This window comes from Pseudarthrobacter sp. PH31-O2 (genome assembly GCF_030063265.1).
Taxonomy (GTDB): Bacteria; Actinomycetota; Actinomycetes; order Actinomycetales; family Micrococcaceae; genus Arthrobacter.
Genome location: NZ_JASIST010000001.1, coordinates 825,719 through 845,732, shown reverse-complemented (window position 1 = coordinate 845,732; position 20,014 = coordinate 825,719). Strand labels below are relative to the sequence as shown.

General features: G+C 65.6%; 17 protein-coding genes. 13 read left to right on the top strand and 4 right to left on the bottom strand.

Features of this window, described 5'->3' with window-relative positions:
* Positions 1 to 879 (bottom strand): FAD binding domain-containing protein, encoded by an 879-nt coding sequence (locus QMG72_RS03815; RefSeq protein ID WP_226773163.1) that lies wholly within the window; start codon positions 877 to 879, stop codon positions 1 to 3.
* Between the two features lie 120 nt (positions 880 to 999).
* Between QMG72_RS03815 and QMG72_RS03810 the strand changes: the two genes are divergently transcribed.
* Together QMG72_RS03810 and QMG72_RS03805 are read left to right on the top strand one after the other, a co-directional pair.
* The gene (locus QMG72_RS03810; RefSeq protein WP_226773162.1) at positions 1,000 to 1,980 is read left to right on the top strand and encodes a LysR family transcriptional regulator; all 981 of its coding nucleotides are present in this window, start codon (positions 1,000 to 1,002) and stop codon (positions 1,978 to 1,980) included.
* A gap of 108 nt (positions 1,981 to 2,088) precedes the next feature.
* Entirely contained in the window at positions 2,089 to 2,406 is a 318-nt protein-coding gene (locus QMG72_RS03805; protein ID WP_226773161.1) for a DUF6457 domain-containing protein, read from the top strand.
* A gap of 160 nt (positions 2,407 to 2,566) precedes the next feature.
* Here QMG72_RS03805 and QMG72_RS03800 read toward each other — a convergent pair whose 3' ends face one another.
* Positions 2,567 to 4,918 (bottom strand): FdhF/YdeP family oxidoreductase, encoded by a 2,352-nt coding sequence (locus tag QMG72_RS03800; protein WP_283479692.1) that lies wholly within the window; start codon positions 4,916 to 4,918, stop codon positions 2,567 to 2,569.
* A 214-nt stretch (positions 4,919 to 5,132) separates the two neighbouring features.
* Between QMG72_RS03800 and QMG72_RS03795 the strand changes: the two genes are divergently transcribed.
* Positions 5,133 to 5,960, top strand: coding sequence for a dienelactone hydrolase family protein (locus QMG72_RS03795; protein ID WP_226773159.1), 828 nt, complete (start codon positions 5,133 to 5,135; stop codon positions 5,958 to 5,960).
* Positions 5,957 to 6,472 carry a TspO/MBR family protein gene (locus QMG72_RS03790; RefSeq protein ID WP_226773158.1) on the top strand — a complete coding sequence of 172 codons (516 nt, stop codon included), beginning with the start codon at positions 5,957 to 5,959 and terminating at the stop codon, positions 6,470 to 6,472. The genes QMG72_RS03795 and QMG72_RS03790 overlap by 4 nt, the downstream gene beginning before the upstream one ends.
* Before the next feature lie 9 nt (positions 6,473 to 6,481).
* Here QMG72_RS03790 and QMG72_RS03785 read toward each other — a convergent pair whose 3' ends face one another.
* Complete coding sequence (locus tag QMG72_RS03785; RefSeq protein WP_226773157.1) at positions 6,482 to 8,269, bottom strand: long-chain-fatty-acid--CoA ligase; 1,788 nt, start codon at positions 8,267 to 8,269, stop codon at positions 6,482 to 6,484.
* A 216-nt stretch (positions 8,270 to 8,485) separates the two neighbouring features.
* Here QMG72_RS03785 and QMG72_RS03780 point away from each other — a divergent pair, with 216 nt between their 5' ends.
* The 7 genes from QMG72_RS03780 (at position 8,486) to QMG72_RS03750 (ending at position 15,184) form a co-directional block, all read left to right on the top strand.
* Positions 8,486 to 9,868 (top strand): MBL fold metallo-hydrolase RNA specificity domain-containing protein, encoded by a 1,383-nt coding sequence (locus QMG72_RS03780; protein ID WP_226773156.1) that lies wholly within the window; start codon positions 8,486 to 8,488, stop codon positions 9,866 to 9,868.
* Positions 9,865 to 11,178 carry an erythromycin esterase family protein gene (locus QMG72_RS03775; protein WP_283479691.1) on the top strand — a complete coding sequence of 438 codons (1,314 nt, stop codon included), beginning with the start codon at positions 9,865 to 9,867 and terminating at the stop codon, positions 11,176 to 11,178. The genes QMG72_RS03780 and QMG72_RS03775 overlap by 4 nt, the downstream gene beginning before the upstream one ends.
* Before the next feature lie 171 nt (positions 11,179 to 11,349).
* A complete protein-coding gene (locus tag QMG72_RS03770; protein WP_226773154.1) occupies positions 11,350 to 12,219 on the top strand; it encodes a universal stress protein in 870 nt (289 codons plus the stop codon).
* 51 nt (positions 12,220 to 12,270) lie between these two features.
* A complete protein-coding gene (locus QMG72_RS03765; RefSeq protein ID WP_226773153.1) occupies positions 12,271 to 12,954 on the top strand; it encodes a hypothetical protein in 684 nt (227 codons plus the stop codon).
* A 202-nt stretch (positions 12,955 to 13,156) separates the two neighbouring features.
* Positions 13,157 to 14,368, top strand: coding sequence for an inorganic phosphate transporter (locus QMG72_RS03760; protein ID WP_282359956.1), 1,212 nt, complete (start codon positions 13,157 to 13,159; stop codon positions 14,366 to 14,368).
* Positions 14,368 to 14,589: a hypothetical protein gene (locus QMG72_RS03755; protein WP_226773152.1), complete on the top strand. Its 222-nt coding sequence runs from the start codon at positions 14,368 to 14,370 to the stop codon at positions 14,587 to 14,589. The genes QMG72_RS03760 and QMG72_RS03755 overlap by 1 nt, the downstream gene beginning before the upstream one ends.
* A gap of 43 nt (positions 14,590 to 14,632) precedes the next feature.
* Positions 14,633 to 15,184, top strand: a complete 552-nt coding sequence (locus tag QMG72_RS03750; RefSeq protein ID WP_282359955.1) for a dihydrofolate reductase family protein — start codon at positions 14,633 to 14,635, stop codon at positions 15,182 to 15,184.
* A gap of 34 nt (positions 15,185 to 15,218) precedes the next feature.
* Here QMG72_RS03750 and QMG72_RS03745 read toward each other — a convergent pair whose 3' ends face one another.
* A complete protein-coding gene (locus QMG72_RS03745; RefSeq protein WP_226773150.1) occupies positions 15,219 to 15,683 on the bottom strand; it encodes a hotdog fold thioesterase in 465 nt (154 codons plus the stop codon).
* 208 nt (positions 15,684 to 15,891) lie between these two features.
* Between QMG72_RS03745 and polA the strand changes: the two genes are divergently transcribed.
* On the top strand, positions 15,892 to 18,528 hold the full coding sequence (polA, locus tag QMG72_RS03740; protein WP_502934644.1) for a DNA polymerase I: 2,637 nt from the start codon (positions 15,892 to 15,894) through the stop codon (positions 18,526 to 18,528).
* Positions 18,529 to 18,575: 47 nt separating this feature from the next.
* On the top strand, positions 18,576 to 19,865 hold the full coding sequence (locus QMG72_RS03735; RefSeq protein ID WP_283479690.1) for a GNAT family N-acetyltransferase: 1,290 nt from the start codon (positions 18,576 to 18,578) through the stop codon (positions 19,863 to 19,865).
* The last annotated feature ends 149 nt before the right edge of the window (positions 19,866 to 20,014 follow it).

Below are 20,014 nucleotides of genomic sequence, written 5' to 3'. Positions count from 1 at the left end.
TCAGCCTTCCTGTGTCTGGGCGGCGCGGGCACAGGCCTGCCGCAGTACCCGCCGGGTGAGTTCGTCGGCGAGGTGCCGTTTGTAGTCAATCGGGCCGCGCTGGTCGGCCACCGGGTCGCAGGCTTCCGCGGCGATCCGTCCGGCCGCCACGAACAGTTCCTCCCGTGGCTGCTGGCCGCGGAGCAGTTCGGTTGCCCCGGCGACAGTGTGGTCGAGGCCGAGGGCGGTGAGCCCGACGGCGGCATCAGTAATAGTGCCATCTGCTGCGAGCGTCACGGACGCGCCGGCGGCGCCGACAGCCCAGTCGCCCACTCGTCGTTCGACCTTTTCGTAGGCGCTGCCCGCGCGGGGGCGGATGGGGAAGCGGAGCTCGCACAGCAGTTCGTCCTGGCCCACCGCCGTCTCATAGGGCCCTCGGTGGAAGTCGGCAATGGCCAGGACGCGCTCGCCGGCGGGTCCCCGGATCACGGCTTCGGCACCCAGCACGTCGCAGACCGTGGACAGGTCCTCGGCCGGATCGGCCTGGCAGAGCGATCCGCCGATGGTTCCTCTGTTGCGCACGACCGGATCGGCGATCACCGCTTCGGCGTCGCGGACGATCGGGAAGAGCGCCGCGATCTCGTCAGATTCCAGCAGGGTCGAGTGGCGCGTCAGGGCGCCGATACGAAGCGTGTCGCCGTCACGAAGGACGAAGTCGAGCTCGTAAAGGTCGTTGATGTCGATCAGCCATTCGGGCCGGGAGAGCCGGAGCTTCATCATCGGCAGGAGGCTGTGCCCCCCGGCGATGACCCGCGACTCCGGCCCGTGGCGGGAGAGGAGCTCCAGGGCGTTGTCCACGGAAGTGGCCCGCACGTAGTCAAAAGGAGCCGGAATCTGCATTGTTCCCACCTCACCCCGGGGCGCTGGCAACGTCGCGCAGCACCGATTTGGGGCAAGTCTTGCCTCACCTGATACGCAGTGTCAATATCGTCATAAGCGAAAGGTTATGACGCTGTGGCCATGACATTAAGCCAGCTCCGCACGTTCGCCCTGGTCGCCCGCCTGGGGTCGCTGCACGCTGCCGCGGAAACCCTCGGAGTCAGTGAACCGGCAGTTTCCGCGGCCCTGGCGGCGCTCCGGCTGGACCTTGGCGACCCGCTCTTTGTGCGTGCCGGAGGGGGCATCGCGCTCACGCCGGGGGGCCGCGCCCTGGCGGACTACGCCCAGGACATAGTCGGCATGGCAGACCAAGCGCGCTGGCAGGTGGCGAACGCCAAGAACGACGCCGGACGGCTGAGGATTGCATCGACCGCTCCCTTTGCCGAACACGCTGCCGGTCGGTTGCTGGATCTCTTCACCCAGCGTGTCCCCGGAGCTGCGGTGGACGTAGTGGTCGAGTCCGCCGACGATCTGGCCTCGCTGCTGCAGGAGCGCGCGTACGACATCGCCCTCGGCGCCCGGCCGAGGTCTCCGGCCGGCACCGTCGGCATCGGAGCGGGAATGGAGTGCGTTGCGTTCCTGCGCTACCAGCGTGTTTTGGTAGCGGCGGCGGTACATCCGCTGGCCCGGCTGCACGGACCGGTTACGGCGGCCCGGTTGCTGGACCGGCCCTGGTTCGCCGGTCCGGCGGGGATCCAAAACAGCTCGGAGGAGGGCCGTTGGCTGGCCACGCTGGGAGTGGCGCCGGAGATCATCCGGCTCAGCAGCGAGACGGAGGCCCTGGCAGCGGTGCGGGCGGGGGAGGGCATCATGCTGGCGCTCGGCAACAATGTCCGAACCGAACTCCAGGGCGGCTCACTCGCCCGGGTACCCGTCGTCGGGACACCGGTCACCGGACTGTGGTGGGCGAGCACCCTGGACCACCGCCGGACCACCACCATGGCGCAGACGCTGCAGCGCTTCGCCGGAACCGCGGATGCGACTGCTGCGATGACGGCCCCCGGCGGTTCGAGGGGCTTGGAACGCCGGGGACCGAAGTTTCACGTCGCACTGTGGAGCTGAAGCTTCCCCGCCGGGTTTGACTGTCTCGCGTTGCGAAACACCGGGGTCGGTGCTAACCCTAGTGGGGGTAGATAATCACCCACCTACCGCTACGACGAGGAGCCATACATGACTTTGACCCGGGACGAAGACAGCTCACTGCGGCATTGGAGTGCCCGCCTGATTCAGGCGCTGCAGATTCTTGACCTGGAAGTAGACCACGAGAAAATCGTTCAAGTCGCAGACGAGTCACTCAAAGCCGTGGGGCCGCACGCCGATGCCGTCAGCGCATTCATCGTCGGATTCGCCGCGGGAACCGCTTCGACCGAGGGCCGCAAGGGGACCGATGAGGCCGTCCACGCCGCCGCCAACAAGGTTCTTGAGCTCTGTGAGCATGGCGAGTCGGGCGGACCCGACGAAGAGGGCTGGGCGAAGCGGGCACAATAGCCGCAGCAGCCGGCAAGCCAACACGGGAGCGGCTGCAAACCCCGTGGGAGCTGCGGGCAAACCCGCGGGACATGCCCACCCCTGGTTCCGGAGACTGGACATTGTTCCATGATGTCCAGTGGGCCCGGTCAGGGCTGGGCATGTCCCGCGGGAAAGCCTTCTACCGCAGCTGCGCCGCGCCGGATGCCGGCGAGCTCGAACTGTTCGCTGCCTGGTCCGGGCTGGGCTCAAGCCTGACGATAACGGCCTTGGACACCGGCGTGTTGCTGCCGTCGGCCGTATGGTCCAGGGGCACCAGCACGTTGGCCTCCGGGTAGTAGGCGGCGGCGCAGCCCCGTGCGGTCGGGTAGGACACCACGCGGAACTTCCGGATAATACGCTCCACGCCATCCCGGTACTCGCCCCGGATGTCAACCAACATTCCGTCGGCAAGGCCCAGCTCCACGATGTCGTCCGGGTTCACGAAGACCACATCGCGGCCCTTCTTGATACCCCGGTAGCGGTCATTGTGCCCGTAGATGGTGGTGTTGAACTGGTCATGGGAGCGCATGGTCTGCAGGATCAGGGTTCCCTCCGGCTTCTGCACGTGCTCCAGATCGTTGACAGTCAGCACAGCTTTGCCGGTCGGGGTGGGGAACGTCCGGGAATCCCGCGGTCCGTTCTCGAGAATGAAGCCACCTTCCTGCCTGATCCTGGTGTTGTAGTCCTCGCAACCGCCCACGACCTGCGAAATGTGGTCACGGACCAGGTCGTAGTTCTTCTCGAAGCCGTCCCAGTCGGCCTTGATCCGGTCCCCAACCAGCGCTTTGCCGAGCCGGCTGACAATCGCCGTCTCGGACAGCAAGTGGTGCGAGACCGGTTCAACGCTTCCCCAGGAAGGGTGCACGGCGCAGACGGTATCCTCCACGGAGACGAACTGCGGTCCGGACTCCTGGATGTCAATCTCCGTCCGGCCCATCGTGGGCAGGATCAGTGCCTCCGCGCCTGTCACAGCGTGGGAGCGGTTGAGTTTCGTGGATACCTGCACGGAAAGCTCAGTTCCCGCCATGGCCGCTTCGGTGGCGTTGGTGTCTGCCATGGCGCCTACAAAGTTTCCGCCGAGAGCCATAAAGAACCTGATCCCTCCATCGCGCATTTTGTTGATGGTTTCCACGGCGTCCACACCGTGTTCCCGGGGCGGTTCGAAGCCGAACTCATCGCCGAGGGCGTCCATAAAGGACTGCGGCATCTGCTCCCAGATACCCATGGTGCGGTCGCCCTGGACGTTGCTGTGCCCCCGGATAGGGGAGGCTCCGGCGCCGGGCTTGCCCATGTTTCCACGCAACAGCAGCAGGTTGATGATCTCCTTAATGGTTGCCACGCCCTTCTTCTGCTGCGTGATGCCCATGGCCCAGGTGATAATGACTTTCTCGGCTTTCAGGTAGCGCGACGCGAGTTCGTCAATTTCTTCGGTTCGCAGGCCGGTCGCAGCCAGGACCGCTTCCTCGTCTAGGTAGCTGAGGTGTTCCTTGAGCTCATCGAGTCCTTCGCAGTGCGCGGCCAGGAACTCGTGGTCCAGCACGGTGCCGGGGTTTTGTGCCTCAGCGTCGAGCACACGTTTGGAGATTGCCTGCAGCAGCGCCATGTCACCGCCGATGCGGATGTGCAGGAACTGGTCAGCGATTTCCGTGCCGCGGCCAACGATGCCTTTGACCTTCTGCGGGTTCTTGTAGCGGCGCAGCCCGGCCTCCGGCAGGGGATTGACAGCAACGATTTCGCCGCCGTTTTCCTTGCAGGCTTCCAGCTCGGTAAGCATCCGCGGGTGATTGGTGCCCGGGTTCTGGCCCATGATGATGATCAGGTCGGCATTGGCGTAGTCGTCGAAACTGACGGTTGCCTTGCCAATGCCGATGGTCTGGCCCATGGCCCAGCCCGAGGACTCGTGGCACATGTTGGAACAGTCCGGCAGGTTGTTCGTGCCATAGCCGCGGACCATCAACTGGTAGAGGAAGGCGGCTTCATTGGACGTGCGGCCGCTGGTGTAAAACGCTGCCTCGTCGGGTGAGTCCAGGCCCTTGAGCTTGTCCGCGACGATCCGGATCGCCTCCGGCCAGCTCACCGGCTTGTAGTGGTCCTCGCCGGCCGGTTTGTGGACGGGCTCGGTAAGCCGGCCCTGCATTCCCAGCCAGTATTCGGAGCGGGTCCGCAGTTCGCTGACGGAATGCTCCGCCCAGAACTCACTGCCAATGACCACCGGAGTCGCCTCCCAGGTGACAGCCTTTGCGCCGTTTTCACAAAACTCGAAGGTCTTGCGGTGCTTCGGGTCCGGCCACGCGCAGCTCGGGCAGTCGAAACCCTTCTTCTGATTCATCGCCAGAACGGTCTTGCGCGTCCGGTTCACACCCATGTGCTCGATGGCAGGCACCATGGAGTGCATCACTCCGGGGATGCCGGCGGCCCAGTCCTTTGGACCGTCTCCGACCACGAGGTCCTTGTCGTCGTATTCCTCGACCTGGGGGTTCTTGCTGGTCACGTGAACTTCCCTTCTGCAACCACCGCCTGTTTAGGCTGCGCTTCACTGATACCAAGCAGACTACCTTTTTGTCCTGAGACGGGCCTAGTAGTTGGCCCGGAGCGCCGGAAGGAATTCACCGTCGACGGCGGCGCCGCGGTTACGTAGCATGTGCGGTAGGCGGTGCGGCCAAAGTGAATCAGGGAGAGCCGGCCCGAATCCGAAAGGGTCTTAGATGCCGGAGCAAAAGGTAACGCTGGCGGGCTTCACCGAGTCGACCTTCAGCCACGGCGGCATCCACCACCAGGTGTTCCGGGCGGGAGCGGGCCCGGCGGTGGTCCTGATCCACGAGGTCCCCGGGATCCACCCGGGCGTGTTGGACCTGGCGCGCAGGCTGATCGAGAGCGGATTCACGGTCTATCTTCCTTCCATGTTTGGGCGTCCCGGCGGAAAAGCGGGTGAGGGAATTGTGAAGTCAATAGCGAAAGTATGCGTCTCGCGCGAATTCGCCGTCCTGGCGAACCGGAGCAGTCCCGCCACAGGTTGGCTGTGCGCCCTTGCCGCTACCGCCCATCAGGAGTGCGGGGGTCCCGGCGTCGGGGCGATCGGCATGTGCATGACCGGAAGCTTCGCGCTGGCCATGGCCCTGGAACCCGCAGTCCTCGCCCCTGTTATGAGCCAGCCAGCGCTGCCCGCGGGCCTGACGGCACGGCGGCGGGCCGCTGTAGGTTTGGACGACGTCGAACTGGACCGGGTGAAGGACCGGACCAGCCAGGGGCTGCGGCTCCTCGGATTGCGGTTCAGCAACGACCGGGCGTGCCCGGCAGAGCGATTCGAAACCATGCGGCGCGAATTCGGCGGGAGCTTCGAAGGGATAGAAATCGATTCCTCGCCGGGCAACCCGCTCGGAATCGCCCAGTCCGCACATTGTGTGCTGACCGTGGACCTGGTGGACACCCCGGGCCACCCGACCAGGGCGGCCCTTGACCGGACCATCGAATTCATCAGCGAGCGCCTGCTCCCGGGCCGTGCCGGTATTACAACACCCAATGAGGGGCCATGAAACTGCGCACAGCCGTGTGGACCGCAGCAGCGACCGCCGCCACGGCAGCGGCCGGGGGCCTAGCCACCGATCCGGACAGCCGCTGGTACCGGGGGCTGCGGAAACCGGGCTGGCAGCCGCCGGTTATAGCCTTTCCAGTGGTCTGGACTGCCCTCTATGCGGATCTCGCGGTCAGTTCCGCCGCCGCCCTGGACAGCGGCGAGGCGGAGGATCCGCCAGACGGCAGCATCGCAGCGGCGGAGACCCGTGCCTACCGGGGCGCCCTGGCAGTCAACTTGGTTCTTAACGCGACATGGAGTTGGCTTTTCTGGCGTGCCCGCCGGCCGTGGCTGGCAGCGGCGGAATGCGCTGTGCTGACCGCAAGCAGCGCCGATCTGGTGCGTCGTACATATCAATTGAACCGCGGTGCAGGCGTGGCCCTGGCCCCCTACGCGTTGTGGTGTGGGTTCGCCGCCGTCCTGTCGGCGGCTATCGCGCGTCTCAATCCTGGTGCGGCCGGCGGCCGGCAGTAATCCTTCGCCTCAGCGCACTGCCGCGAGGGTGTCCCGGATCTCGCGGCGCAGGACCTTGCCGATCAGCGAGCGGGGGAGCGTCTCAAGGACCACCACCCGGCGGGGTACCTTGTAGGCGGTCAGGTGTTTCCGGGCAAAGACCAGGAGCGAGTCGGTGTTAATGCTGGTGCCGGCGGCCGGCACGACTGCGGCGACCACGTCCTCGCCGCCGCCGGCGCGGGGCAGTCCGACGACGCAGACTTCGGCAACCCCCGGGAACGTGGCCATGACGTCTTCAACTTCGCTGGGCGAGACATTAAAGCCCCCGGTGATGATGAGTTCCTTGATCCGGTCACGAATGGTCACGAAGTAGTCCTCGTCCACGGAGACGATGTCTCCGGTACGGAACCAACCGCCGTCGAGCAGGGCCTCCTCGGTCTCCACCGGCCGGTTCCAATAGCCGGCGAATACCTGCGGACCGCGGATCAGCAGTTCACCCTCCTCGCCCGCCGCACGGTCCAGCGCGACGTTCCTGGGATCCACCACCCGGATGTCGGTCAACGGGAAGGGTACCCCGACGGTGCCCGGCTTTCGGCTGGCGCCGAAAGGGTTGCCAATCGCGATCGGAGACGTTTCGGTGAGTCCGTAGCCCTCGATCAGGTAGCCGCCGGTCGCTTTTTCCCAGGTCTCCACGGTCGCCGTAGGCAGGTTCATCGCGCCGGAGATGGCAAAGCGGATGCTTCCCAGCCCAACGCCGCGTTCCGCCGCGGCCGCAGCGATCCGGTCGTAGATCGGCGGCACGGCCGGCAGGAAAGTCGCAGGGGACTTCTTGAGCGCCTTGAACACCAGATCGACGTCGAATTTAGGGAACAGGACCAGTTTCGCGCCGATACTCAAGGCAAACGTCATGCAGAGCGTCAGCCCGTAGGCATGGAACATCGGCAGCACCGCGTACACGGTCTCCCGGCCGTCCTTGAGCCCGGGCACCCAGGCCCTGCCCTGGGCGGCATTGGCTTGCAGATTGGCGTGGCTGAGCATGGCCGCTTTGGGCAACCCCGTGGTGCCGGAGGTGTACTGAAGGACCGCGACGTCCCGGGGTGCGGGGCGCGGATGATTCTTTTTGAGTCTGCCGGCGTCGAGGAGGTCCCGCCACGGCAGTACCGTTCGCGGGGCGGCTACGGGCCGGGCCTTCGGCTGCTTGCTGCCCACGGAGAGGGCGGCGCGGGCCTTACGGGCCGCCGGAACCGGAAGCCTCAGCGCCAGCCGCTGCAGCAGCGGCATCGCCGGAATGAGTTCCACCGAGACGATGCTGCGCAGCCCAACGTCGGCCGGCAACTGGCGGACCCGTTCCACCGCTTTATCCCAAACAATTGCGACGACGGCCCCGTGATCCTCGAACTGGTGGCGCAGCTCCCGGTCCGTGTACAGCGGATTGTGCTCGACCACAACGGCGCCCAGGCGCAGCACGGCATGGAAGGCAATGATGTGCTGCGGGCAGTTTGGCAGCACGAGGGCGACCCGGTCGCCGGCCTTGACGCCGAGCTTCTCCAGACCGGCGGCGGCCCGGCTGATCAGCGTGCCGAGCTCGCGGTAGCTGGTGCGGGCGCCGAAAAACTCCAGCGCGGTCTTCGACCCATAACGCCGCACCGACTTGTCCAGGAGGTCGACGAGCGAGCCTTTCGGGAGCGCCAGGCGGGACGGTACGCCCGGCCCGTACGCGCGGGTCCAGGGGCGTTCGCTCCACGGCTGCCCATGTTCCCGGGCAGTATCCGCCGAAGCTGGGCCGGTGGACGAGCTCGACGTCGATGTCTTTTTCATGATCAGTCCTTGCCACTGCAATCCACAGGTGTTCGCGCGCCAGGAGGCCCGCCCAAAAAATCCTACCGGTGCCTGCGCGGTGCGGCTGCCGCGCCCGTGACTTTTGGCCCTATGGCCGGCCGCGGTGCGGGCGGAAGCTGAGGCTACATCGCTTGCGCGGGTCAGCGCCGCCCCGTCGTGTTGATGCCGGTCATTCCAGGCGGGAACGGGAACACCATGACGCACCAGCAGCCAACCCTCCGCTTCCTCGGAGCCACGGATACCGTCACAGGTTCCCGCTACCTGCTGGAAGCCGGCGGTAAACTGGTCCTGGTGGACTGCGGACTCTTCCAGGGCTACAAACGCAGCCGAGAACGCAACCGGACACCGTTTCCGGTCCCGCCGGAATCAATCGACGCCGTCGTCCTGACCCATGCGCATCTGGACCACACCGGTTACGTTCCCGTCCTGGTGCGCAATGGATTCGCCGGTCCGGTGATCGCCACTGAAGGCACCACCGACCTGTGCAAGCTGCTCCTTCCCGACAGCGGCTACCTGCAGGAGGAGGAAGCCCGGTACGCCACCCACAGGGGATCGGCCGGGCACAACCCGGCGCTGCCGCTCTACACCGCAGCTGACGCCGTCGCTTCGCTCAACAGTTTCACTGTCCGTGCTTTTGACGATCCACTGGACCTCGGCGGCGGGATGGTGCTGACGCTCCTGCCGGCGGGCCATATCCTCGGCGCCGCGCAGGTCCACGTGCGGATGGGCTCCCGGTCGGTGCACTTCACCGGGGACCTGGGACGGTCTGATGACCCGCTGATGTTCCCGCCACGGCCCCTGCCAGCGACCGACGTACTGGTCACTGAATCGACCTACGGGAACCGGAAGCACTCCACCGTGGCTCCGGAGAAGCAACTGGCGGACATTATTAACCGGGTCGCGAAGCGCGGCGGCGTGGTGCTGGTCGCGGCGTTCGCCGTCGGCCGGGCCGAGACGTTGATGCTGCACCTGTCCCGGCTCCGCAGCAAGAACCTGATCCCGGACATCCCCGTGTACCTGAACAGCCCAATGGCGATCGATGCCTCCGGGATGTATCAGCGCCACCCCGAAGAGCACCGGCTTGGCGAGCAGGAATACCGGAACATGTACAAAATCGCCCGGCTCACCCGCTCCGTTGATGAATCCAAGCTGCTGAACCTCCGCGGCGGCCCCATGATCATCATCTCCGCCAGCGGAATGCTCACCGGCGGAAGGATCCTGCACCATCTCGCCGCCTACGGGCCGGATCCGAAGAACGCTGTGATCCTCAGCGGATACCAGGCCGGCGGCACCCGTGGCGCCGCCCTCGCGGCCGGCGGGCGCGAGCTCCGCGTTTATGGTGAGGACATCGTGGTCCGCGCTGAAGTGATCCAAATGGAAAGCCTCTCTGCGCACGCGGACGCCGACGGCATCATCGCGTGGATGAAGGCCGCCGAAACAGCACCACGGATGACTTACATCACCCACGGAGAGCCGGACGCCTCCGATGCCCTGCGCCTGCGGATCAAGCGTGAACTCGGCTGGCGGGCCCGGGTTCCCGAGCACCTCGAAACGATCTCCGTTGAGGAGCCCTGGTGACCTCGGGCACCGCGAAATCCGCGGTATTGGCCGAAATACACTCGCTGGCCCGGCCCTTGACGACCGACCGGGACCTCAACGGGCTCGTCCGGCGGGCCGGGGACTGCCGGTTCGTCGCGATTGGCGAAGCGTCCCACGGAACACACGAGTTCTATACCTGGCGCGACACCCTCAGCAGGCGCCTGATCGAAGAGGAGGGCTATAACTGGATCGGTGTCGAGGGGGATTGGCCCGATTGCTGGCGGATCAATCGCTGGGTGCGCGGCGAGACCGGGGAGGACCAGGGGGTCCATGCCCTGCTCGCGGGATTTGGACGCTGGCCCACCTGGCTGTGGGCGAACGAGGAAGTTGCGGCCTTCCTGGACTGGCTCCGAAGCTGGAATATCCGCCGTCCGATGAGCCGGCGGGTCGGTTTCTACGGGCTCGACGTGTACTCGCTCTGGGATTCGCTCCGAGAAATCATCAGTTGGCTTCGGGACAACGAGCCCGGCGCGGTACCCGCGGCCCTGCGAGCCTGGCAGTGCTTCGTGCCCCACCACGAAGACCCGCAAAGGTACGCCTGGAGCACGAGGCTGGTCCCGCAGTCCTGCGAGGCTGACGTCATCGCCCTCCTCACCGAGGTCAGAAGCAGGGTGTCCGGCCCGGGCGGGCACGACGAAGGAGCGTTCGACGCGGTGCAGAACGCCGAGGTGGCAGCCAACGCCGAGCACTATTACCGGATCATGGTCCGCGGTGACCGCCAGTCCTGGAACATCCGGGACCACCACATGGCCGATACCATCGACCGGCTCAGCAAACACCTGGGTGCCGACTCGAAGGGACTCATTTGGGCGCACAACACCCATGTGGGGGATGCCCGGGCTACGGATATGACGCAGGACGGGCTGGTGAACGTGGGGCAATTGCTGCGCGAACGGCACGCTGCCGAGGGCGTGCTGCTGGTGGGCCTCGCCTGCCACCGGGGCGGGGTAATCGCGGCGGACGCCTGGGGCAGCCACGAGCTGGTCTTGCCGGTTCCGGCCGCGCGCCCGGGCAGCCACGAGGATTTCCTGCACGAGGCACTGGGGGCGGCAGCGGTGCTGGAGTTCAATGCCGACAGGAACGGGCCTTGGCTCTCGAGCTGGCTTGGCCACCGGGCGATAGGTGTCCTCTACCACCCTGAGCGGGAGCTGGGGAATTACGTTCCGACCCGGATGGGTGAGCGCTACGACGCGCTGGTCTGGTTCGAGCACACCCGCCCGCTGCGACCGATTCACCATGAGGCTCCGCCGCGGGAACCGGAATTTGCAACTGAGCCGACCGGCTTCTAGTCCGGGCCCGTTTCACGTCCCGGCGCGGATGAGGCACCGGTGCGCGGGGCTTAAGCCCCTAACCGGCGGAGCAGCCCCGGCGGAGAATAAGGTGTCGGCGGACTCCCGGTACTGCCGCCCGGATCACGCGAAGCAGGACAGACCCCGCTACGGAAAAGAGCACGATTCAGAATGAAAAAGCCAATCGTCGTCGGTATCAACGGATCAGCCGGAAGCAAGGCCGCGCTGGCATGGGCCCTCGAACGCGCGGCCCGCGACAAGCTTCCCGTCACGGTGATCCACGCCGTGGATGACCGCTGGATGACCCCGGATTTCCAGTACCACGAACTCATCAGGCAGGCCGGCACGGAACTGCTCCAGGAGGCGAAGGCCAGCGCCAGCGGACAGGCCCCCAGTGTCAAGGTCGACGTCGAACTCGGTCACGGCAGCGGCAGCTCGGTGCTGCGGGACGCCGCCAAGGAAGCATCGTTGGTGGTCGTGGGCGAGCACGACAAACACTGGTTGGACGGCGGCCCCATGTCGGATCGTGCCCTGCAGATCGTCTCCGCCTCCGAAGCTTCCGCAGCTGTCATTCCGCTCAAGGCCGGCGCGGGGAACCACGGCGTTGTGGTGGGAGTGGACGGTTCCGAAGAATCCCTCCAGGCCGTGAACTTCGCGGCCGCGGAGGCAGACCGCGGCAGTGACGAGTTGACAGTCGTCTTCGCCTTCCGCAGGCCGGCGCGCTGGATCGAAACCCAGCTGCCGGAGAGCGGGCTCGCGGAATCCATCCTTGAGGAGGACCGGGTCGTCCTGGCGGAATCCGTCGCAGGGCTGGGCGATAAGTATCCGGACCTGATTGTCCACCAGCGCCTGGAGACCGACACCGAACCCGCCAAAGCCCTGGTCGAAGCCGCCAGGGACGCACGGCTCCTCGTGGTTGGCAGCCGCGGCCACGGGGGCTTTTCCCGGATGCTGCTCGGCTCCACAGCCCACGCCGTCCTCCTCAGCTTGCCGTGCCCGACCATCGTTACCCGGGTCCACAAGGTTAAGCACAAGGACTGAGCGGCGCAGCGGACCTTTTAGCCTGCCCGCGCCGGGTGGGAGGAACCTCTGGTGCAGCCCGTCCTGGATTTTATTGGCCACTATTGGTGGCTGGTCTTCCCGCTCAGCGGAGTGTTCGGCGGTTGGGCACGTTCCTGGTCCCAAGCCAGTGAACGCCGGCACAAGCGGCGGGTTGAGCTCTATACGCTTCGCAACCAGGCCGCGGAGGCGGAACAGGCCAGCCGGTCCGAGGCCTGGAACCTGGTGGAAAGCCACAACGCCGTCAACCGGCGGTGGCTCGACTATGAACTCGACGTGGGCAAGCTCATCGACTTTCCGGCCATGACCGACGTCCGCGAACCGCTAACGGTAGCGTTCCTGCGCGCCAAACGGACGGCCGACGCCATGCGACCCGAAGCCCCGGAGGACATCACAACGCTGTCGCGGTTAGCTGAGTACCGCGAAGCCGTACACGGCTTCGCCCTCGCCTTCGACGTCGCCGAGCGTGAGGCCCTGCGGATCAAGGACAGCAACTTCACCGGACCCGAGCGGCAGCGCCTCGCGACGGCCCGGAAGCTGCTGCGGATCGCGTCGGATGCTGCTGCCACACCGGCGGAACGGCAAACCGCGTACCGGCGCGCGCGCCGCGAACTGGACGGACTGATTGCGCTGCCTGACGTGACGGTTGCTGCGCTTGAGCAGAAGGCCGCCGCGATGATCGACGCCGCGCCGGCACCCGATCTCCAGCAGAACTGAGGAAAGGCGCTTGCGCCCCGCCCACTGACCCGGCCAGGGCGGCGCCGGGGCCAGTTTTGGGCCCTGCTACCCTTGCCCTTTACCCTTTAACGCGTCAAGCGATTTTGCTGAACCCCGCACGCCTATCCGGTGAATTCCGGATGAATGATGCGGCGCCGGCGGATGAAACTGCTGACCGACTACTCTGCAGATTGGGCAATAGGTGCAAATCACCATCATGGTGGCGCTGGTGATATCGCTGGCACTTTTTTTTGACTTCACCAACGGATTTCATGACACCGCCAACGCGATGGCCACCCCCATTGCCACCGGCGCCATCAAACCCAAAACGGCGGTCGCCCTCGCGGCGGTCCTGAACCTGGTGGGAGCATTCCTGTCCACGGAAGTGGCCAGGACCGTGTCAGGCGGAATTATCAAGGAAGGTGCCGACGGCATCCAGATCACACCGGAGATCATCTTCGCCGGCCTGATGGGCGCCATCCTCTGGAACATGATCACCTGGCTCAAAGGCCTGCCGTCGAGTTCCTCGCACGCATTATTTGGCGGTCTGATCGGTGCGGCCATCGCCGGGATCGGGATCCATTCGGTTAACTTCTCGTCCCTGACACAGAAGGTGATCCTGCCCGCCATCTTTGCGCCGATCATCGCCGGCGGTGTTGCGTACCTGTGCACCAAGCTTGCGTATGCGCTGACTTCCCGGCACGATCCGGATACCGGCAGCAAGCTCACCCAGAAGCGCGGCGGATTCCGGACCGGCCAGATTTTCACCTCCAGCCTCGTTGCCCTTGCCCACGGGACCAACGACGCACAAAAGACGATGGGCATCATCACGCTGGTGCTGATTGCTGCGGGCAGCCAGCAGCCGGGCTCCGGACCTCAACTCTGGGTCATCGCCGCCTGCGCCCTCGCCATCGCGCTTGGTACCTACTCCGGTGGCTGGCGCATCATCCGCACGATGGGATCCGGGCTTACCGACGTCAAGCCGGCACAGGGCTTTGCCGCCGAAAGCAGCACGGCTTCCGCCATCCTGGCCTCCTCCCATCTGGGGTTTGCACTGTCCACCACGCAGGTAGCGTCCGGCTCCGTAATCGGTTCAGGCTTGGGCCGGCGCGGGACCACCGTACGATGGGGCACCGCTGGGCGGATTGCGCTGGGTTGGCTCTTCACCCTTCCGGCTGCGGGGTTGATGGGGGCGCTCACGGCACTGCTGGTGAATACCGGCGTCGGCGGCGTGGTGATTGCCGCCGTGGCCGGCACTGCGGCCGTGACCTACATGTTTGTGCACTCGAACAAGTCGCGGGTCGGACACCACAATGCCGTAGAAGTTGAGGAAGCCGGCACGGCCGTGCACTTCCGCAAGAAAAAGGCACGCGCCGCCGCCGGCACCAACAACAACCCGAAGGGCGAGCTCTGATGAAGTGGCTGGAACTGGTTCAAGTCGCCGGCGCAACGCTAGTCGCTGCGCTGACCGTTGTGGTCCTTTACTCCTTGGGAGTCCGCCTCACGGCCATCGCCGGCGACGTCGATGAGCGGAAACCGGCATGGGTCCGGCCGCTCGCGTACGTCTGCTTCGGTCTTTGCGGGCTGGCCGTCTTGTTCGGGTTGTACCTGATCATTCCCTACTTCAGCAAATAACCGGCAGGTGGGCGTCCGGGGCGGGTCCGGCTACGCTGGGGCCATGCCTGGATTCCAGTATTTTGTTGCGTCCTCGCTGGACGGATTCATCGCCACCGCCGACGACGAACTGGACTGGCTGCTCCAGTTCGACGGCTTCGCCGGGGGCAAGGAAAGCTATGAAGCCTTTATGGCGGAGGTGGGCTGCATCGTGATGGGCGGTGAGACCTACGCCTGGCTAAGGAAGAACGAACCCGGCCGCTGGCCCTACCCAACGACGGCGTGCTGGGTCTTCACACGCCACGAACTCTCCGCCCCGCCCGGTGCGAACGTGACGTTTGTCCGCGGTCCCGTGGCCGAGTTCGTTGCTGATCTCGAGGCCGAAGCGGGAGACCGGAATGTCTGGATCGTCGGGGGCGGCGTACTCGCAGCCCAATTCGCGGATGCCGGCGCGCTGGACGAGATCATTATTTCGATAATTCCCGTTGTCCTCGGCAGCGGCAAGCCGGTGCTGCCGATGTCGGGGCCGACGGCACCGATGGAGCTGCTTTACGCGCACACCATGGGCCGGGGCATCATGGAACTGCGCTACCGTTTCGGGCGCGCCCAGGCATAGAACCGCTGCGGCGAGGCGCCGGGCTGCGGGGCTGCTACTCGGCGATGTCGCGGATCAGGTTGGTGATGCGCGCGGTCGAGAGCCTGCGGCCCTGCTCGTCCGTCATCACGATCTCGTGCGTGGTCAGGGTGCGGCCAAGGTGGATGGCAGTGCACGTGCCGGTCACCGTGCCCGCGGTGATTGCCCGGTGATGCGTGGCGCTGACGTCGATTCCCAGCGCCTGCCGCTGCGGCCCGGCATGCATTCCGGCAGCAAAGGAACCAAGCGTCTCGGCAAGCACCACGTGGGCACCGCCGTGCAGGATGCCGGCGACCTGGGTGTTGCCTTCCACCGGCATGGTGCCAACAGTGCGCTCGGGACTCATCTCCACGAAATGGATGCCCATCTTCACCACCAGGGCGCCCACACCGTAGTGCCCCAGCCAATCGTGCATTTCCTCGGGAATCCCGGCTGCCGCCAGCTCGGCCGTGTACGGGCCCGGCGTGAAATTGTCCGTCATGGGAACTAGGCTGGCACCTGTGAGCGAAACTACCAAACCGGCCCTTGCCCCCTCTGCCGCGGATACCCTTCCGGCAACGGAGACCGAATCAGCGATTGCGGCCAGGCCCGTGCCCTCCAGCCGGGCCGCGGAACCGGTTTCCGCCACTGCGGCGCCCGTGGTTCCGATCACCGGTCAGCCCCGGCTGATGGTCCTCGACGGCCACTCCATGGCATTTCGTGCGTTCTTCGCGCTGCCGGCTGACAAATTCTCCACCGCCACGGGACAGCACACAAACGCCGTACACGGCTTTACGTCCATGCTGATCAACCTCATCAAGGAGCAGAAGCCCACCCACGTTGCCGTCGCCTTCGACGTCTCCGATGACACCACCCATCGCAAGGCCGAATACAGCGACTACAAGGGCGGACGCAACGAAACCCCCCGCGAGATGAGCGGCCAGATCGACCTCATCGACAAGGTCATGGGAGCTTGGGGCATCAAGACCATCAAGATGCCCGGCTACGAAGCTGACGATATCCTGGCCACCCTCGCCACGATGGGAGACAAGGCCGGTTTCGAGGTGCTCCTGGTTTCGGGGGACCGGGATGCCTTCCAGCTGATCACTGACAACGTCTTTGTGCTGTACCCGAAAAAGGGTGTCAGTGACATTCCCCGCCTGGATGCCGTGGCCATCCAGGAGAAGTATTTCGTCACGCCAGCCCAGTATTCGGACCTCGCCGCGCTGGTGGGAGAGTCCGCGGACAACCTTCCCGGCGTTCCCGGCGTCGGCCCCAAGACGGCAGCGAAGTGGATTAACCTTTACGGCGGCCTGGAGGGGGTTCTGGCGAACATCGACTCCATCGGCGGGAAGGTGGGGGATTCCCTCCGCGAAAACGTTGAGGACGTCAAGCGCAACCGGAGGCTGAACAGGCTCCACACCGATCTGGAGCTCCCGGTGACGCTGGAAGAACTTTCGGAACCGCGGCCGGACCAGGCTGCCATCGAGGAGTTGTTCGATACCCTCGAATTCAAGACCATCCGTACCCGGCTCTTCGCCCTGTACGGCAGTGAGGTCGCTGAGCCGGAGCGCGAGCGCCTCGACACTCCGGACTTCGTGGTCCCTTCGAACGCTGCCGAGCTGGCTGCTTTCCTCGACTCGGGGGCCGGCAAGCGTTCAGCTGTCGCCGTCGACCTCGTGCCGGGCCGGATCGGCGAGGATGCCGCTGCCCTGGCCATCGTCCGTGCGGACGGGGCTGCCTACATCGACCTCGCCGGCCAGGACGCCGCCGCCGAGAACGTCCTGGCCGGCTGGCTCAGGGACGCGGCCGCGCCCAAGGTCATGCATGGCTACAAGGCGGCACTCAAAGCTCTCTCCAACCGTGGCCTGGGCCTGGACGGCGTGGTGGACGACACCGCAATTTCCGGGTACCTCATTCAGCCTGACCGCCGCAGCTATGAGCTCGCCGAACTCGCCCAGCACCACCTGAACATCGGCGTCGCGACCGAGGCGGCCAAGGCCGGCCAGCTTGAGTTGGCGTTCGACGGCGATACTGCCGCCGCCGGCGCGCTCGTCCAGGTGGCCGCCGTCGTCCAGGCACTGAGCCGCTACTTCGAAACGGAGCTGCAGGAACGCGGAGCCCAGGACCTGCTGACCACCCTCGAGCTGCCCGTCAGCCGGGTCCTTGCCGACATGGAACTCGCCGGAATTGCCATCGACATGGCGCGTATGGACGAGCAGTTGGCGGATCTGGCCAAGGTCATCGACAACGCCCAGGAGCTTGCGTTCGCCGCGATTGGCCACGAAGTAAACCTGGGGTCGCCGAAGCAGCTCCAGACGGTCCTGTTTGAGGAGCTGGGACTGCCGAAAACCAAAAAGATCAAGTCCGGGTACACCACCGACGCCGCGTCGCTCAAGAACCTGCTGGAAAAGACCGGGCACGAATTCCTCGTCCAGCTAATGGCGCACCGCGAGTCCTCGAAGCTGCGTCAGATGCTGGAGTCGCTGAAGAAGTCCGTCACCGACGACGGCCGGATCCACACCAGTTACGCGCAAAACGTCGCAGCCACCGGCCGGATCTCGTCCAACAACCCCAACCTGCAGAACATCCCCATCCGCAGCGAGGAGGGCCGCCGTGTGCGCAGCATCTTTGTGGTCAGCGATGGCTACGACTGCCTGCTCTCGGCCGACTACTCGCAGATCGAAATGCGCATCATGGCGCACCTCTCGGGGGATGCGGGCCTGATTCAGGCCTACAAGGACGGCGAAGACCTGCATCGGTTCGTAGGTTCCAACATCTTCCATGTACCCACAGACCAGGTGACCAGTGCGATGCGTTCCAAGGTCAAGGCCATGTCCTATGGCCTTGCCTACGGACTAACCTCCTTCGGGCTCTCCAAGCAGCTCGAGGTTTCCGTCGATGAGGCGAGGACGCTGATGAAGGACTACTTCGACCGGTTCGGCGCCGTCCGCGACTATCTCCGCGGCGTCGTGGAGCAGGCCAGAATCGACGGGTACACCGCCACCATCGAGGGCCGACGCCGGTATCTTCCGGACCTCACGAGCACCGACCGCCAGCTGCGCGAGAACGCTGAGCGCATTGCGCTGAACTCTCCGATCCAGGGATCGGCAGCGGACATCATCAAGCGTGCGATGCTCGGGGTCTCCGGTGCGCTGGCCGAACAGGGACTGAAGTCGCGGATGCTGCTGCAGGTCCATGACGAACTGGTTTTGGAAGTCGCGGCCGGAGAGCGGGACACCGTGGAAAAGCTCGTGACCGAGCAGATGGGGGCGGCTGCCAGGTTGACCGTTCCGCTGGAAGTCCAGATCGGCGTCGGTTCGAGCTGGTACGAGGCGGGGCATTGATGCCTGCGTGAATTGTGGATTTTGCAGGATACCCAGGGGGAAAGCACATGACTGAAAAGTACGAGATCAGGAGGTTCCGGGCGGCCCAAAAGGGCGAACCGGACTACGCGCTGGGCGTCTCCTGGCTGCGCGGCGTCGGCGTCGGCTTTTACGACGAGCGCCACAAGGACGAGTTCGTGGACAAGGTCATGGCCATGTACCGCGCCGACAACCGCGAGCTGACGGGGGTCTACCAGTGCGGCACAGTGGCCGCGCATTCCCTGGCTGCCGACATCCCCGTGGCCACCTGCGGGACCCTGCGCAAAAACCTCAATGTCGGTTACGGCCGGCAGCTCGAAGCGCAGCTGATCACCGCCGTAACCGTCCGGGGAACCCACCGCCGGCAGGGACTCCTGCGCCGGATGATGACCGAGGACCTGGCGGCGTCGAAAGCCGACGGCCTGGCCATTGCTGCCCTGACGGCGTCCGAGGCTTCCATCTACGGGCGGTTCGGCTTCGGCGTCGCGACGTTCGAGCGCAGCGTGAAGGTGGACACCGGCCCGCGCTTCCGGCTGCGGCACAGTGCGAGCGGCTCGGTGGAAGTCGCCGACCGGAAAGTCCTGCTGGAGCTGGCCCAGGGCGTGTTCGAACGCGTCCACCGGGTCACGCCCGGGTCTATCGATCGGCAGGACGCCTACCGGCAGCGCAGCTCGGGGACACTAGGCCGGGACGGGGCGGAGGACGAATCGATCCGCTGTGCCCTGCACTACGACGCCGACGGTGCTGTGGACGGTTATGTCGCCTACAAATTCTCCGGCTGGGACACCACGCCAGCCACCATGGAAGTCGTTGACCTCGTCGCTGCCACCACGTCCGGCTACCTCGAGCTGTGGCAGTTCCTCGGCAGCATCGACCTCATTCAGCGTGTTGCGTGGGCCGAAGCCCCCGTGGACGATCCGCTGACGTGGGCCCTTGAGGACCCGCGTTGCATCGAGTCCGCCGAGAACGCAGACATGCTTTGGCTCCGGATCCTGGACACGGCCAAAGCCCTCGGCGCACGACGCTACTCGACCGACGGCAGCCTGGTCCTGCACGTCACCGACACCCTGGGCTTCGCGGCGGGCACGTACACGCTGACTGTGACTGACGGTGAAGCCCGCGTGGAGTCCGCCCCGGACGGCACCGAACCGGACCTGAGCCTCGACGTCGCGGAACTCGGGTCCGTCTTTCTCGGCGCAGTCTGCCCGGTGACGCTGGCGGCTGCCGGGCGGATCCTGGAGCACGTTTCCGGGGCCGCACTGACCGCACGGCTGATGTTCGCCGTCGACCGTGCACCGCACTGCCTGACGCACTTTTAGGCGAATTGGCCCCGAGCCGTTGCACTTTGACCGGCGTTCCCGTATACGACTAGACTAAACGGGCGTGTACTACGTGCCCGCATCTTCAATCCACAAATCAGGATGACCCGGCAAAATGCCGTGCCTGCTCCCGTGTCGCCGACGTGGGC

What these genes read in the sequence shown, in the direction of transcription:
- QMG72_RS03815 (WP_226773163.1), bottom strand. Translation starts at nt 879, where the DNA reads ATGCAGATTCCGGCTCCTTTTGACTACGTGCGGGCCACTTCCGTGGAC.
- QMG72_RS03810 (WP_226773162.1), top strand. Translation starts at nt 1,000, where the DNA reads ATGACATTAAGCCAGCTCCGCACGTTCGCCCTGGTCGCCCGCCTGGGG.
- QMG72_RS03805 (WP_226773161.1), top strand. Translation starts at nt 2,089, where the DNA reads ATGACTTTGACCCGGGACGAAGACAGCTCACTGCGGCATTGGAGTGCC.
- QMG72_RS03795 (WP_226773159.1), top strand. Translation starts at nt 5,133, where the DNA reads ATGCCGGAGCAAAAGGTAACGCTGGCGGGCTTCACCGAGTCGACCTTC.
- QMG72_RS03790 (WP_226773158.1), top strand. Translation starts at nt 5,957, where the DNA reads ATGAAACTGCGCACAGCCGTGTGGACCGCAGCAGCGACCGCCGCCACG.
- QMG72_RS03785 (WP_226773157.1), bottom strand. Translation starts at nt 8,269, where the DNA reads ATGAAAAAGACATCGACGTCGAGCTCGTCCACCGGCCCAGCTTCGGCG.
- QMG72_RS03780 (WP_226773156.1), top strand. Translation starts at nt 8,486, where the DNA reads ATGACGCACCAGCAGCCAACCCTCCGCTTCCTCGGAGCCACGGATACC.
- QMG72_RS03770 (WP_226773154.1), top strand. Translation starts at nt 11,350, where the DNA reads ATGAAAAAGCCAATCGTCGTCGGTATCAACGGATCAGCCGGAAGCAAG.
- QMG72_RS03755 (WP_226773152.1), top strand. Translation starts at nt 14,368, where the DNA reads ATGAAGTGGCTGGAACTGGTTCAAGTCGCCGGCGCAACGCTAGTCGCT.
- QMG72_RS03750 (WP_282359955.1), top strand. Translation starts at nt 14,633, where the DNA reads ATGCCTGGATTCCAGTATTTTGTTGCGTCCTCGCTGGACGGATTCATC.
- QMG72_RS03745 (WP_226773150.1), bottom strand. Translation starts at nt 15,683, where the DNA reads ATGACGGACAATTTCACGCCGGGCCCGTACACGGCCGAGCTGGCGGCA.
- polA (WP_502934644.1), top strand. Translation starts at nt 15,892, where the DNA reads ATGGCATTTCGTGCGTTCTTCGCGCTGCCGGCTGACAAATTCTCCACC.
- QMG72_RS03735 (WP_283479690.1), top strand. Translation starts at nt 18,576, where the DNA reads ATGACTGAAAAGTACGAGATCAGGAGGTTCCGGGCGGCCCAAAAGGGC.